Consider the following 13,951-nt stretch of genomic DNA (forward strand, 5'->3'; position numbering starts at 1 on the left):
GAGGACCTCCCGAGTGTCACCAGGAGAACCAACATTGGTGGAAGTTGCCCCAATATTTCCTCTTCATGCTTCTTCTCGGAAGGGGTTTGAACGGCCTTGCTGAAGGTGAGGGACTGAGAGGTCCCTCCTAGCCCATAGGGTTCGAAAACGTGAGAGCAATCCGCCGGTTCACCGTCCGCACTGTCCTGCCCGCGGAGTTGGCCGCCCTCGGCGAGCTCGTGCACAACTTGCGCTGGTCATGGCACCCGGAGACGACCGACCTCTTCGCCGAGGTCGACCCCCGTCTCTGGGAGCAGGTAGGGCACGACCCCGTCGCCCTCCTGGGCGCCGTCGACCACGCCAGGCTGGCCGAGCTGGCCGCCGACCGCCGCTTCCTGCGCCGTCTCGCCGATGCCGCCGACGACCTGCGCGAATACATCACCGCGCCGCGTTGGTACCAGACGCTGCCCGACGCCGCGCGCGCCATCGCCTACTTCTCCCCCGAGTACGGCATCGCCGCCGCGCTCCCTCAATACTCCGGCGGCCTGGGCATCCTGGCCGGCGACCACCTCAAGACCGCCAGCGACCTGGGCGTGCCGATCCTCGCGGTCGGCCTGCTGTATCGCCACGGCTACTTCACCCAGTCACTCTCCCCGGAGGGCTGGCAGCTGGAGCACTACCCGTCACTCGACGCGGGCGGCCTGCCGCTGACCCTCCTGAAGGAGGAGGACGGCACGCCCGTCAAGATCCGCATCGCCCTGCCCGCTGAGCGGGTGCTGCACGCGCAGATCTGGGTGGCGCAGGTGGGCCGGGTGCCGCTGCTGCTCCTGGACTCCGACGTGGCCGACAACGACGCCGCGGCCCGCGACGTCACCGACCGCCTCTACGGCGGCGGCACCGACCACCGGCTGCTGCAGGAGCTGCTCCTGGGCGTCGGCGGCGTACGGGCGATCCGCGCCTACTGCCGCATCACCGGGCACGCCGAGCCCGAGGTTTTCCACACCAACGAGGGCCACGCCGGCTTCCTCGGCCTCGAACGCATCCGCGAGCTGACCGAGTCCCGCCTCTCCTTCGACGAGGCGCTGGAGGCCGTGCGCGCGGGCACGGTCTTCACCACGCACACGCCGGTTCCGGCGGGCATCGACAGGTTCCCCGTCGACATGATCGAACGCCAGTTCGGCGGCGACAACGCCTGGCCGACCGTGCCCGTCGAGCGCATCCTCGCGCTCGGCGCCGAGGACCAGCCCGGCCGGTTCAACATGGCGATCATGGGCATGCGGCTGGCCCAGCGCGTCAACGGCGTCTCCGTGCTGCACGGCGCGGTCAGCCGCGAGATGTTCAAGAGCCTGTGGCCGGGCTTCGACGTCGACGAGGTGCCGATCGGCTCGATCACCAACGGTGTCCACGCGCCCACCTGGGTCGGCCGTGAGCTCATGGAGCTGGCCGGCCGCGAGCTGCCCTCGCTGATCGAGCGGGCGCGCGGCTGGGAGGGCGTCCAGAAGGTCGCCGACTCGGACCTCTGGGACATCAGGGGCACGCTCCGGCGGCGGCTCGTCGAGGGGGCCAGAGACAGGCTGCGCAAGGCGTGGCGCGACCGCGGTGCCTCCGACGCCGAGCTCGGCTGGATCGACGACGTGCTCGACCCCGACGTGCTGACGATCGGGTTCGCCCGGCGTGTGCCGTCCTACAAGCGGCTCACGCTCATGCTGCGCGACGCCAAGCGCCTGTCGCAGCTGCTGCTCGACGCCGACAAGCCGGTCCAGATCGTGATCGCGGGCAAGGCGCACCCCGCCGACGAGGGCGGCAAGAAGCTGATCCAGCAGATCGTCAAGTTCGCCGACCGGCCCGATGTGCGGCACCGCATCGTGTTCCTGCCCGACTACGACATGGCGCTCGGCCAGCTGCTCGTCCAGGGCTGCGACGTGTGGCTGAACAACCCGCTCCGGCCGCTGGAGGCCTCCGGCACCTCGGGGATGAAGTCGGCGCTGAACGGCGGGCTCAACCTGTCGATCCGCGACGGCTGGTGGGACGAGTGGTACGACGGCACCAACGGCTGGGCCATCCCCACGGCCGACGGGGTGACCGATCCCGACCGGCGCGACGAGCTGGAGGCCGCCGCCCTTTACGACCTGATCGAGAACGAGGTGGCCGACCGCTTCTACGACCGGGCCGGTGACGGGCTGCCGCGCCGCTGGCTGGAGATGGTCAAGCACACGCTCACCTCGCTCGGCCCCAAGGTGCTCGCGGGCCGGATGCTCCGCGACTACGTGGTCGGCCTCTATCTGCCCGCCGCACGGTCCGCCCGCGCGCTGTCGGCGGACTCCTCGGCTGCTGCCAAGGCGTTCGCGGCCTGGCGCGTACGCGTCACGCGGGCCTGGCCGGGCGTCCGGGTCGAGCACGTGGAGTCGTCGGGCATCGGCGACGCGCCTGAGGTCGGCGCGGCGCTCGAACTGCGCGCCACGGTCGCGCTCGGCGACCTGGAGCCGGGCGACATCCTGGTCGAGGCCGCCTACGGCCGGGTCGGGCCGCACGACGAGCTGATCCACCCCGCCTACATCGAGCTGCGGACCGAGGGCGCCGACGACGACGGCCGGGCCCACTACGTGGGTGAGGTGCCGCTGGACCGTACCGGCGCGTTCGGCTACACGGTCCGCGCGGTCCCGCATCACCCGCTGGCCGCCTCCCGCGCCGAGCTCGGCCTCATCACCGTTCCCGAGGAGCCCGCCGGTATGACGAACGGCATGCTCCGGTGAACGTGGTGAGCGGGCCGGGTGGGCCGTGCAATAGGGAAAACGCTGGAGGAGCGTCATAATCGGGACCGTGGACGACAGCGCGAACGGCCTGCGGGCAGACACTCTGGTGGCGACGGTCCGCGGCGTGCTTCCGTCCCTGACTCCGGCCGCGCAGACCGTCGCCCGGCTCATCCTGGAAGATCCGGCGACGGTGGCCCGGAGCACGATCACCGAGCTGTCCGCCGCCTCGGGCACCAGCGAGGCGACGATCGTACGTACGGCCAGGCTCCTGGGCTTCGCCGGCTACCCGCAGCTGCGCCTGGCCCTGGCGGCGGCGGCCGCCCAGCCGGACCGGCTGGTGCCGGGCGACCTGGCGCCCGACGACCCGCTGTCGGAGGTCATCCAGAAGGTGGCCAGGGCCGAGTCGGAGGCGATCAACGACACGGTCGCCCAGCTCACCTCCGAGCGCCTCGGCCTGGTCGTCGACGCGATCGTCGGCGCCCGGCGGGTGGACGCCTACGGCGTGGGCGCCTCGGGCCTGGTCGCCGAGGACGTGGCGCAGAAGCTGCTGCGCATCGGCCTGTCCAGCCACGCCTTCCAGGACGCCCACCTGGCGCTGACCAGCGCCGTGCTGCTCAAGCCCGGCGACGTGGCGATCGGCATCAGCACCTCGGGCGAGACGCCCGACGTGCTCGAACCGCTGTCGAGGGCGGGGGAGGCCGGCGCGACGACCGTCGCCATCACCAACAACCCCCGCTCGTCGATCGCGGAGCTGGCCGAACACGTGCTGATCTCGGCCGGGCGCGAGACGGAGTTCCGTCCCGGCGCCCTGGCCAGCCGGATCAGCCAGCTCCTCGTCGTCGACTGCGTGTTCGTCGGCGTCGCCCAGCGCACCTTCGACTCCTCTCAGGAGGCGTTGCAGAGCACCAGGCGCGCCGTCAAGGAGTTCACCAGGCGAGCGACACCCGCACGTCGTCAGCCTTGACGAACATCACCCGGTGCCCGAACTGGATCTGCAGGTACTTCGTCTCGCCCTTGACCACCTTGTGGCTCGCCTCGTCGAAGGTGACCGCCCGGTAATACTCGGTGGCCGCCTTCCCGGCCAGGGTGTACTTCTCACCGGCCGAGAACGTGTACTGCAGCGGGGTCACCGCCTGGTACGGGATGTCGGCCGGGTAGGCCTCCTGCTCCGGGTAGGCCCTGCCGTACACCGGGACGGTCGCGAGACCCGGCTTGGGCGTGACCACCAGGCCCGCGGACGGGACGGCGGTCGGCGCGGAGCGCGGGTTGTAGAACCAGCCCTTCTGGCCGAGGTACCAGATCGCGGTCCAGTCGCCCTGCCGGTCGGCGACGGCGAACCGCTGGCCGGTGCTCGCCCTGGCGCTGTGGTCGTACACGCTGTAGAGCGAGTCGTTGGTGCCCGTCGGGTGCTTGCCGATGTCCTTGATCAGCGGCGCGTCGTCACGCGGCTCGGTGCGCAGCCACACGGTCCCGGCGGGGAGCGGCGGGCAGGCGGCCTCCGGGTTCTTGCGGTCGCAGCCGTAGAAGTACGGCTTGTTGGTGGCGAAGTCGGGCCTGATCATGATGGAGCCCGCCTTGGGGCCGCCGAAACCATGCAACGGCGCGCCGATCAGGTCGAAGTAGTGCTTCCAATCCCAGAACGGGCCCGGGTCTTCGTGCATGCCCCGTACCGTGGTCGGCAGCGTGCCCGGGACGTTGTCGTGGCCCAGGATGTGCGCCCGGTCCAGGGGCACGTCGTACCTGGCCGCCAGGTATCGCACGAGCTTGGCGGACGAGCGGTACATCGCCTCGGTGTACCAGGTGCTGCCCTCGGCCAGGAAGCCCTCGTGCTCGATGCCGATCGACTTGGCGTTGATGTACCAGTTGCCGGCCTGCCAGGCGACGTCCTTGCCCTTGACGTGCTGGGCGATGTGGCCGTCGGTGGAGCGCACGGAGTACTGCCAGCTCGCGCCGTAGTTGACGTCCTGGTTCATCTTGATCGACGGGAGGAAGTAGCCCTCCATGTCATGGATGATGATGTACTGGATCTTCTGGCTGGCGGGCCGGTCGGCCAGGTCGTAGTGCCCGTAGTCGCCGTTCGGCTTCTGCGCGTAGGCCGACGGGATCCACTCGCAGGAGATCGACCTCGGGCACTCGACGCCGTCGCGGCGCGGCGGCCGGAGGCCGAGCTTCTCCAGCCACTTCTCGATCCGCTCCAGGCCGGGGATCGGCGTGAGCTTGACCTGCTGCCCGTCGTCGGTCACCCGCTCGGCGCCGTCCTCGATGGTGCTGTAGACCTCGTCGGCGAAGACCTTGGCCGCCTCGGACTCGTCGGCGCCCGAGTATTTGGCGACCGCCCCGTACCACTGGGCCGGGTCCGTGCTCAGTGGCGCGCCGATCGACTTCTGGTAGTCGGCCAGGAGCGCCGCGCCGCCCCTGATGTTCGTGGCGGCGTCGGACCGCAGCGCCTCGTGGCTCGCGCCGGTCAGCTGGGCGGCCTTCTCCATGGTCCTGAGCGAGGCCGGGATCTCGATGGGCGCGACCGCCGTCGCGGCCGGGGCCAACGGCCGGCTCTCGTCGCCGCGCGCGTCCTCCTCACCCTCGCCGTGGTGATTGGACCCGGTGTAGGCGGCGGCGTCGGTCAGGTGCATGGGGCCGAAGCCGGCGTCGTTGCTGGGCTGCCCGGCGTGGGCGTCCCAGCGCGACTCCAGATAGGAGACACCGAGCAGGACGCTCTCCGGAACCTGGAACTCCTTGGCGGCCGCGGCGAACGCCGCCTGCCGATCGGGGGGTTGCTCGGCAGTGGTGCCGGCCGCGGCCGTCATGTTGACTAATGGCAGCAAGGCGACCACCGCGATCGCCAGTGCTCTGCGCATCTACTGCTCCTCGACTGGGGGAATATCGGAGTCAGCGTCTCAACAATTTCCTTCTTCGGCGAGAGTTTTGCGAAGACATTTTTCAGCATCTGACGCCCTAGGGTGGGGCGGGTGACGTCGATCGTGACCGGTGCGGCCGGATTCATCGGCCGCGCGCTGACGTCGGCCCTGCTCGCGTCCGGCTCCCCGGTCGTCGCCGTCGACCGCCTGGCCGTCGAGGAACGACCCGGACTGACCGTGATCACGGCCGACCTGCTGGACCTGGCGCCGGGGGCCTTCTCCGGCGCGGACGCGGTCTACCACCTGGCCGGGTGCGCGGGCGTGCGCGACACCGATCCCGAGATCGCCTGGCGGCGTCATCGGGACAACGTGCTCGCGGGCGCGCGGGTGCTGGCCCTCACGCCACCCGGCGTCCCGCTCCTGATCACCTCCTCCAGTTCGGTGTACGGCGGAGCGTCCCACGGCCGGCCCAGCGCGGAGACCGACCCGGTCCGCCCCATCGGCGGCTACGCCACGAGCAAGGTCGCCTTGGAAAAGCTCTGCCTGGACCGCCCCGACGTCACGATCGTCCGGCCGTTCACCGTCGCGGGGGAGGGGCAGCGGCCCGACATGGCGCTGTCGCTCTGGTTGCGCGCCGCCCAGGAGGGCCGCCCGCTGCGCGTGCTCGGCTCGCTCGACCGTACGCGTGACGTCACCGACGTACGCCAGGTCGCCCGCGCGATGATCGAGCTCATCGGCGCGCCCGGCATCGTGAACCTCGGCACAGGCCGCGGCCACACCCTGCGGGCCATGGCGGAGGCGGTCGCCACGGTGACCGGAGCCGGTCTCACCTTCGACGTCGTGCCCGCCCCGCCCGACGAGCCCGGCGACTCACTGGCCGACACCCGCCGCCTCCGCTCGCTGCTCGGCTGGACGCCGCGTACCGATCTACTGGACCTGGTTCAGCGTCAGCAGCTTGTAATGTCCTGAGCATGGGTGATTTCGTACGCGTTGAAGTGGCCGACCAGATCGCCACGATCCGGCTTGACCGTCCCAAGATGAACGCCCTCAACAGTCAGATGCAGCACGAGCTCGGCGAAGCGGCCCGAGCCGTCGACGCCGATCCCGAAGTGCGCGCCGTCGTCGTCTACGGCGGCGAGCGGGTCTTCGCGGCCGGCGTCGACATCAAGGAGATGGTCGTCATGTCCTATGCCGACATGGCCGCCCACTCCCGCGGCCTCCAGGGCTGCTTCACCGCGGTGGCCGCCATCGGCAAGCCCGTCATCGCCGCCGTCACCGGCTACGCGCTGGGCGGCGGTTGCGAGCTGGCCCTGTGCGCCGACTTCCGGGTGGCCGGCGAGTCGGCCAAGCTGGGCCAGCCGGAGATCCAGCTCGGCCTCATCCCCGGCGCGGGCGGCACCCAGCGCCTGCCGCGCCTGATCGGCCCCGCGCGGGCCAAGGACCTCATCTACTCCGGCCGCCACGTGGCCGCCGCCGAGGCGCTGTCGATCGGGCTGGTGGATCGGGTGGTGCCCGACGCGGAGGTCTACGCGGCGGCTCTGGCTTGGGCGGGGACCTTCACGGGCGGACCCGCCGTGGCGCTGCGGGCCGCCAAGCAGGCGGTGGACCAGGGGGTGGAGGTCGATCTGGATACGGGGCTGGAGATCGAGCGGCTGCAGTTCTCGGGTCTCTTCGCGACGGACGACGCCAAGATCGGGATGCGGGCGTTCACGGACAAGGCCGAGCCGAAGTTCACCGGCCGCTGACGGGTGACCGCTTCGGGCGGCCGGAGTCGGTGTCGGTCGCCCTTAGCGGTGCCGAAGTCGGTGTCGGTCGCCCTTGGCGGTGCCGGGGTCTGCGTCGGTCGCCCTTGGCGGTGGTGGCCGGGGTCGGTGTCGGTCGCCCTTAGGCGTGGCGGCCTGGGATGACGACGGTCGTGAGTGCCCGGGGCCGGAGGGTGACGGTCCCACCGGTGACCGGACTCGCGGTGAGCGCGTTGGCGTTGTCGGTCACGTACGCGGTGGCCCGGCCGTACACACCCTGCCACGTCACGGCGGCGGTGCCGGTGTTGAGCACCTCGACCACCTGGGAGCCGTCGGGGTTGCGGAAGGCTGAAACTTTCAGCGCCGGATCGGCCGCCGTCGCGTCCAGCCGTACCGCGCCCGGCCGGATGAACCGGCTGTAGGCCGCCAGCGCCCACAGCCGCTTGGAGACGTGATACGTACCCGCGGCCTCGTCGATCTGGAGCAACGCCCGGGTGGCGCCGCGCGAGGCGCCCAGCCAGTAGACGTAGCCGCTGACGTTACCGAGCGTGAGCGCGTCATGGACGGCCCCCGCGATCGTGAAGCCGTCGTAGCCGCTGCCGTCGTCCCAGTTCTCGTTCCAGGTGGAGCCGTTGGGGTTCCACTCCGACATCCAGGTGTTTCCGCTGGTCGGCAGCGGGCCGTCCACCGGGCTGGCGTAGGTGTGGCCGGTGTGCGTCCGCACCCAGCGGCGCGCCTCGGGGTCGGCCTCGATCGCGGCCGTGTACGCCTTGGCCTCGGTCCAGCCGAAGGAGTCGCAGCAGGCCACCTTGAGGCCCTTGACGCCCTTGGCGATCGGGCCGAGCACCTTGACGAACTCGGCGGCCTGCTGCGGGGTGAACCGCATGGAGGCGTACGTCGCCGTCCAGTCAGGCTCGTTGGTGAAGCCGAGGTCGGTGATCCTGATGCCCTCTCGGGCGTAGAACTTCGCGTATTGCACCAGGTAGCGGGCATAGGCTTGCCGCCACTCCGGCTTGAGCGTGCCGCCGTTCTTGTCGTCGCCGTTGTCCTTCATGTAGGCGGGCGCGCTCCAGGCGTCGGCGTAGAACCGCTCGACCCCGTACCCCTTGGCCGCCTTCGCCACCCAGACCTGGCTGTTGTCCTCGCCGTCCCACACGTACTTGGGCGGCGCGCCGGGCCCGCCCGGGTCTTCCGGCTGGATGGAGGCCATCTGGTCGTACGGGCTGCCCACGGGGGCGGAGCCGATGCCGAGCCGCAGAATGCTGAGCCCGGCGCCCTTGTCGCGGTCGAACCACAGGTCGAGGATCTCGCGCCGCTGCTCCTCGCCGAGCGCCTTGACCAGCTCGTTGCGGCGGAACGCCTGGGAGATCCCGAACCCGTCGATCCGCTGATGCCGGACGCGCTCGCGCACGGTAATGGCCGGGGGATCCGCCGGGGCTGGGGACTGGATGATGGGTAGACCGAGCAGGGTGACCGCGACAACGCCTCGTAACATGCCGCCTCCGAAACTTTCGAAACTATCGTGATAATTTCGCCCTCGGAACCGTAAACACCCACAGCCCCTTCGTCAACCTCGCCCCCACCGCCTGCTGCCCGCCCGTCCACAAGGCTCCGCCCGCGCGCGCTTCGCCACTGGCTGGCCGGGCCTGCCACGCCTCAGCCTTCGCCGGGATGGTCGGCGTCCCAGTGGGCGCGAGCGTCTTGCATGGCGTCCTTGTGCTCGCGCGACCAGTCGGCCAATTGCTGGATGGCTCCCGCGAGGCTGCGCCCCATCGGCGTCAGACGGTACTCGACCTGCGGTGGAATCGTCGGGTACGCCGTGCGTTCGGCCAGCCCGTCCCGGCACAGCCGCCGCGTGGTCAGCGTCAGCATCCGCTGAGAGATGCCGGGTATCGCCCGGTGCAGTTCACGGAAACGCCGTACCCCCTTGGCCAGTTCCACCACCACCAGCACCGTCCACTTGTCCCCGATGCGGTCGAGCACCTCCCGGATGCCGCAGTCATCGTCCCCGCACGGGCCCCCTACCTGGGGTGTTACCTGCGTGTGCGCGACTGACATAAAAGTGCCTCCTTACGGCGAGTGTCCGCTCTCGCCCATGCTTCACCTGGCAGAACCACACTAAGGAGTCTCATGATTGTCGTTACGGGTGTGTCCGGCGGGCTGGGCGGGGCAATTCTCGGCGAGCTGCGGGCCGTGCCGGGGGTGGAGGTGGCCGGGGCCAGCAGCTCGGGTGACGGCACAACGGTTCGGCACGCCGACTTCGACCGGCCCGAGACCCTGGAGCGGGCGTTCGCGGGGGCGCGGGTGCTGATGTTCGTGTCGGCCGGCTACGCCGAGGATGACGTCGTGCTGGCCCGGCACGGCGCGGTCGTGCGGGCGGCGGCCGACGCAGGTGTCGATCATGTGATCTACACCAGCCTGGCCGGGTCGGGAGAGCGGCTCACGATCGCCCTGGCTCACCGGTGGACCGAGGCGCGGCTGGCCGAGGCACCCTTCGACGTCACGGTGCTGCGCAATGGGCTGTACGCCGAGATCCCCGCAGGGCTGGCGCTGTTCGGCGCCGCGGCGGCGGCTGAGAGTGGGGTGTTCGCGGCGCCTTTCGGCGAGGGTCGGGTGTCGGTGGTGGCCAGGCAGGACCTGGCGACCGTGGCCGCGCGCGTGGCGGCGCAGGCATGGCGGGACGTGACCTCCGGAGGGGCGCGGCGGCACGCGGGCCGGACGTACGAGCTGGAAGGGCTGAGCACCGTGGGCGGGCACGACTTGGCGGAGGTGTTGTCCGAGGTCATGGGGCGGAACATCACCTACCAGACGGTGCCGCTGAGCCAGGCGCGGGCAGGGCTGGCAGGGCTGGAGGAGTACCAGGTGGGCCACTCGATCTCGACCTTCGCCAACATCGGCGCGGGCCTGCTGGAGGCCAGGCGCAGCGACCTGCCCACGTTCGTGGACACGCCGCGGCCGGCCCGTGACCTGATCGCGGAGGCCGTGCGGTCGGGGATCAGCTCTGGAGACCGGTCCGCATCAACACGATGAGCACGAGCCCCTCCGCTCGCGCTGGTCGAGTTGGAGCGAGCCGTGCCTGCTTTGCGTACTCCGCGCGGGTTCCTCGCGCACCCCACAGACAGGTGAACCGTGTCAGCCCCGGCCGAGGACGCAGAACTCGTTGCCCTCCGGGTCGGCCAGGACCTTCCACGAAACATCGCCCTGGCCGACGTCGGCGGTCGTGGCGCCCAGCGTCCGTAGCCGGGCCACCTCCGCCGCTTGATCGTCAATGGGGTCCGGCAGCAGGTCGAGATGGATGCGGTTCCACACGGTCGGCGCGCCGGGCGTGCGAAGGAACTCCAGATATGGGCCGACGCCCTTGGCGGCGCGCAGCCGGGCATGATCGTCGGTGACCTCGTGCAGGGTCCAGTCCAGCGCCTCGTCCCAGAACCGGGCCATGGCCCGCGGATCGGCGCAGTCGACCACCACCGCGGCGATCGGCCCGGTGTCCCGGTAGATCTCCCGAGGCTCCAGCACGCAGAACACGTTGCCCTCCGGGTCGGCCAGGACCGTCCACGGGACGTCGCCCTGGCCCACGTCGGCGGGCGTCGCACCGAGCTCCTTCAGGCGCGCCACCAACTCCGCCTGATGGGCGGCAGAGGTGGTGGCGAGGTCGAGGTGCACGCGGTACTTCACCGTTTCGGGGTCCGGGACGGCGACGAGATCGATGTAGAAGGCGTCGGGGTCCGGCCAGGCGAAGCCCTCGGGTTCGAGGTTGGTCACGCCGGGTCCCTCGCTGGAAACGCCCCAGCCGAGCGCCTCCGCCCAGAACCGGCCGAGCGCCGAGTCATCCCGAGCCTTGAAATTCACCTGAACAAGTCGCAGCGCCATGCCGCCGATCATATGCCCAGGTAAATGGGCGTTATGAATCATTAAGCGGGCCGTACACCAGTCCCGTCTCGCGGTCGCGAACCGCCGGTGCTTCGCTTCGGGCGCTCCAGGGAGCAAATAACCAAGACGATGCCGGGAGCCGCTGATACGGCGCCCACACCGCGCTAACAGCGGCCCTCGGACAGTCATGCGCCGCCGTGTCAGCGGCCGCGTCAGCTCGGCAACGGCCCGATATCAGAGCGGTCGGCGATCGTAAACGCCATGAACGGTTCAGCGCCTGTCCGTTCAGCCGGATCTCATAACAGATTTAAGGGAGCACGCCACCATGTCCATCACCGTTACCGGCCAGGACCGCCCGGAGTTGCGGCAGGCCATCGAAGAGATCGTCGATTCCGGTTTCACCGGGGTGCAGCTGCGCGTGCACGATGAGCGGGGTGAGTGGGTCGGCAGCGCCGGGGTGCGCGAGCTGGGCCAGAGCGAGAAGCCGCCGACGAACGGGTGGTTCCGGATCGGCAGCGCCACCAAGACCTTCGTCGCGACCCTGGTGCTGCAGTTGGTGGCCGAGGGCAAGATCGGGCTGGACACCCCGGCGGATGACTACCTGCCCGAGTTCGGCTTGGACCGGCGGATCACGGTGCGGATGCTGCTGCAGCACACCAGCGGGGTGTTCAACTACACCGGCGAGTACTTCGAGGACGGGACGGTCGTGCCGGGGGTCACCTGGGCGGGCCAGGCGTGGGTGGAGACCCGGTTCAAGACCTACCAGCCCGAAGAGCTGGTACGGCTGGCGTTGTCCAAGCCGGCGCGGTTCGAGCCGGGGACGGACTGGAGCTACTCCAACACCAACTACGTGCTGGCCAGGCTGCTGATCGAGAAGGTCACCGGCCGCTCGTTCGCCGAGGAGCTGCGGCGGCTGATCCTGGAGCCGCTCGGGATGTCGGACACCATGGCGCCGGGCACCTCGACGGAAATCCCCGAGCCGCACGCCCACAGCTACTACCGCTACGAGGAGGCCGGTCAGGAGAAGACGGTCGACGTCACCAGCCAGAACCCGTCCTGGATCTCCGCCGGCGGCGACATGATCTCGACCACCCGGGATCTGCACACGTTCTTCTCCGCGCTGCAGGGCGGCAAGCTCCTGCCGGCCCCGCTGCTGGCCGAGATGCGCAAGCCGGACCCGAAGATCGGCTACGGCCTGGGGGTGTTCGTACAGGACACGGGCCCGGACGGCGGCACCGTCTTCCATCACAACGGTGGCATCGCGGGCTACGCGACGCTGATGTACAGCTCGCCCGACGGCGGTAAGACCATGACCGCCTCGGTGACCTACGCGGACGACGCCGCGATGTCCCAGGCGGGGGCGTTCCAGAAGGCAGTGCAGAGGCTCATCGACGAGGTGTTCTGCGGCGGGCAGACCGAGGAGGAACTATGAGATTCCCATCCCCACCAGCGACCAAGGTCTTCCGACGAGTGGTGGTCACCGCGCTGGCGGCCGCGCTGCTGGCCGGGACGGCCACACACGCCAGTGCGGACAGCAGGCCGGTGCCGAACGCCGCCGCCGGGCCGGATCGCCCGGAGCTGCGGCAGGTCATCCAGGAGGTGGTCGATTCCGGTTACGCCGGGCTGCAGATGCGCGTACACGATCAGCGGGGCGACTGGGTCGGCAGCGCCGGGGTGCGCAAGCTGGGCGAGGCCGCCAAGCCGCCGACGGACGGGCGGTTCTGGATCGGCAGCTCCACCAAGAGCTTCACCGCGACCCTCGTGCTGCAGCTGGTGGCCGAGGGCAGGATCGGGCTGGACAGTCCGGTGGCCGGCTACCTGCCCGAGCTCGGGCTGGACCGGCGGATCACCGTGCGGATGATGTTGCAGCACACCAGCGGGTTGTTCAACTACACCGGCGAGTACTACAACGACGGGACGTACGTGCCGGGGATCCCCGCCACGGGCAAAGAGTGGGTGGACAACCGGTTCCACACCTACCAGCCCGAGGAACTGGTCCGGCTGGCGTTGTCCAAGCCGGCGAAGTTCGCGCCGGGGACGAACTGGAGCTACGCCAACACCAACTACACGCTGGCCCTGCTGCTGATCGAGAAGGTCACCGGCCGCTCGTACGCCGAGGAGATGCGGCGGCGGATCCTGGGGCCGCTCGGGCTGCGGGGCACCGTGGTGCCGGGCGCCCGGACGCGGCTCCCCGGACCGTACGCCCACGGCTACTACCGCTACCAGGACGCCGGCCAGTGGAAGGTGGTCGACGTCACCCGCCAGAACCTCTCCCTGCTGGCCGGCGCCGGAGACATGATTTCGACCACCCAGGATCTCCAGACGTACTTCTCCGCCCTGCAGAGTGGCAAGCTCCTGCCGGGCCCGCTACTGGCCGAGATGCGCAAGCCGGACCCGAGAAGCACCGGCCTCTTCGGCCAGTACGGCCTCGGTCAGTACGTGCTGGACACCGGCCCGGACTGCGCCGGTATCGTCCTCAACCACGACGGCAGCCCTCCGGGCGGCTACGGGTCGCTGATGTACAGCACGCCCGACGGCAGCAAGACGCTGACCGCCTCGCTGACCATGGGGGACGCCGCGGTCGACCAGTCAGTGGTGTTCCCGAAGGCCTTGGACAAGCTCATCAAGGCGGTGTTCTGCGGCACATCTTGAGGGTCAACTCCTTACAGCCGCGCACCAGGCAAAAAACGCTGACCGGGGTCAGGCCGAGCTCAATGAGCTCGGCCTGACCCCGTTCGCATGCGCAGACCCA

At 70.1% G+C, this 13,951-nt stretch carries 11 protein-coding genes; 7 read left to right on the plus strand and 4 right to left on the minus strand.

All coding sequences use genetic code 11. The annotated features are described in order from the left end of the window. Positions 1-149: 149 nt before the first annotated feature. Together glgP and AB0H88_RS12095 are read left to right on the plus strand one after the other, a co-directional pair. Entirely contained in the window at positions 150-2,732 is a 2,583-nt protein-coding gene (gene glgP / locus AB0H88_RS12090) for an alpha-glucan family phosphorylase (protein WP_357643465.1), read from the plus strand. Positions 2,733-2,799: 67 nt separating this feature from the next. Continuing rightward, positions 2,800-3,696, plus strand: coding sequence for a MurR/RpiR family transcriptional regulator (locus AB0H88_RS12095; protein WP_225292140.1), 897 nt, complete (start codon positions 2,800-2,802; stop codon positions 3,694-3,696). Here AB0H88_RS12095 and AB0H88_RS12100 read toward each other — a convergent pair. Beyond that, entirely contained in the window at positions 3,659-5,587 is a 1,929-nt protein-coding gene (locus AB0H88_RS12100) for an N-acetylmuramoyl-L-alanine amidase (RefSeq protein WP_357643467.1), read from the minus strand. The genes AB0H88_RS12095 and AB0H88_RS12100 overlap by 38 nt on opposite strands. 111 nt (positions 5,588-5,698) lie before the next feature. Here AB0H88_RS12100 and AB0H88_RS12105 point away from each other — a divergent pair, with 111 nt between their 5' ends. Continuing rightward, a complete protein-coding gene (locus AB0H88_RS12105; RefSeq protein WP_357643469.1) occupies positions 5,699-6,556 on the plus strand; it encodes an NAD(P)-dependent oxidoreductase in 858 nt (285 codons plus the stop codon). Positions 6,557-6,558: 2 nt separating this feature from the next. Continuing rightward, on the plus strand, positions 6,559-7,332 hold the full coding sequence (locus AB0H88_RS12110) for an enoyl-CoA hydratase-related protein (protein WP_357643471.1): 774 nt from the start codon (positions 6,559-6,561) through the stop codon (positions 7,330-7,332). A 139-nt stretch (positions 7,333-7,471) separates the two neighbouring features. On the opposite strand, the gene AB0H88_RS12115 is transcribed toward AB0H88_RS12110, so the two are convergent. Continuing rightward, positions 7,472-8,824: a glycoside hydrolase gene (locus AB0H88_RS12115; protein ID WP_357643474.1), complete on the minus strand. Its 1,353-nt coding sequence runs from the start codon at positions 8,822-8,824 to the stop codon at positions 7,472-7,474. Between the two features lie 161 nt (positions 8,825-8,985). Then, on the minus strand, positions 8,986-9,387 hold the full coding sequence (locus tag AB0H88_RS12120; protein ID WP_357643476.1) for a helix-turn-helix domain-containing protein: 402 nt from the start codon (positions 9,385-9,387) through the stop codon (positions 8,986-8,988). A 72-nt stretch (positions 9,388-9,459) separates the two neighbouring features. Here AB0H88_RS12120 and AB0H88_RS12125 point away from each other — a divergent pair, with 72 nt between their 5' ends. Beyond that, complete coding sequence (locus AB0H88_RS12125) at positions 9,460-10,359, plus strand: NmrA family NAD(P)-binding protein (RefSeq protein ID WP_357643478.1); 900 nt, start codon at positions 9,460-9,462, stop codon at positions 10,357-10,359. Between the two features lie 102 nt (positions 10,360-10,461). Here the strand turns inward: AB0H88_RS12125 and AB0H88_RS12130 are convergent, their stop codons facing one another. Beyond that, the gene (locus AB0H88_RS12130; RefSeq protein WP_357643479.1) at positions 10,462-11,199 is read right to left on the minus strand and encodes a VOC family protein; all 738 of its coding nucleotides are present in this window, start codon (positions 11,197-11,199) and stop codon (positions 10,462-10,464) included. A 325-nt stretch (positions 11,200-11,524) separates the two neighbouring features. On the opposite strand from AB0H88_RS12130, the gene AB0H88_RS12135 reads away from it, so the two are divergent. Both AB0H88_RS12135 and AB0H88_RS12140 read left to right on the plus strand, forming a co-directional pair. Continuing rightward, positions 11,525-12,631 carry a serine hydrolase domain-containing protein gene (locus AB0H88_RS12135; protein WP_357643481.1) on the plus strand — a complete coding sequence of 369 codons (1,107 nt, stop codon included), beginning with the start codon at positions 11,525-11,527 and terminating at the stop codon, positions 12,629-12,631. Then, positions 12,628-13,851, plus strand: coding sequence for a serine hydrolase domain-containing protein (locus tag AB0H88_RS12140; protein ID WP_357643483.1), 1,224 nt, complete (start codon positions 12,628-12,630; stop codon positions 13,849-13,851). Before AB0H88_RS12135 ends, AB0H88_RS12140 begins: the two co-directional genes overlap by 4 nt. Positions 13,852-13,951: the final 100 nt, after the last annotated feature.

Origin of the sequence: Nonomuraea sp. NPDC050680, from assembly GCF_040654555.1 — a bacterium.
GTDB lineage: Bacteria > Actinomycetota > Actinomycetes > Streptosporangiales > Streptosporangiaceae > Nonomuraea.

What these genes read in the sequence shown, in the direction of transcription:
- AB0H88_RS12100 (WP_357643467.1), bottom strand. Translation starts at nt 5,587, where the DNA reads ATGCGCAGAGCACTGGCGATCGCGGTGGTCGCCTTGCTGCCATTAGTC.
- AB0H88_RS12110 (WP_357643471.1), top strand. Translation starts at nt 6,559, where the DNA reads ATGGGTGATTTCGTACGCGTTGAAGTGGCCGACCAGATCGCCACGATC.
- AB0H88_RS12115 (WP_357643474.1), bottom strand. Translation starts at nt 8,824, where the DNA reads ATGTTACGAGGCGTTGTCGCGGTCACCCTGCTCGGTCTACCCATCATC.
- AB0H88_RS12120 (WP_357643476.1), bottom strand. Translation starts at nt 9,387, where the DNA reads ATGTCAGTCGCGCACACGCAGGTAACACCCCAGGTAGGGGGCCCGTGC.
- AB0H88_RS12125 (WP_357643478.1), top strand. Translation starts at nt 9,460, where the DNA reads ATGATTGTCGTTACGGGTGTGTCCGGCGGGCTGGGCGGGGCAATTCTC.
- AB0H88_RS12130 (WP_357643479.1), bottom strand. Translation starts at nt 11,199, where the DNA reads ATGGCGCTGCGACTTGTTCAGGTGAATTTCAAGGCTCGGGATGACTCG.
- AB0H88_RS12135 (WP_357643481.1), top strand. Translation starts at nt 11,525, where the DNA reads ATGTCCATCACCGTTACCGGCCAGGACCGCCCGGAGTTGCGGCAGGCC.
- AB0H88_RS12140 (WP_357643483.1), top strand. Translation starts at nt 12,628, where the DNA reads ATGAGATTCCCATCCCCACCAGCGACCAAGGTCTTCCGACGAGTGGTG.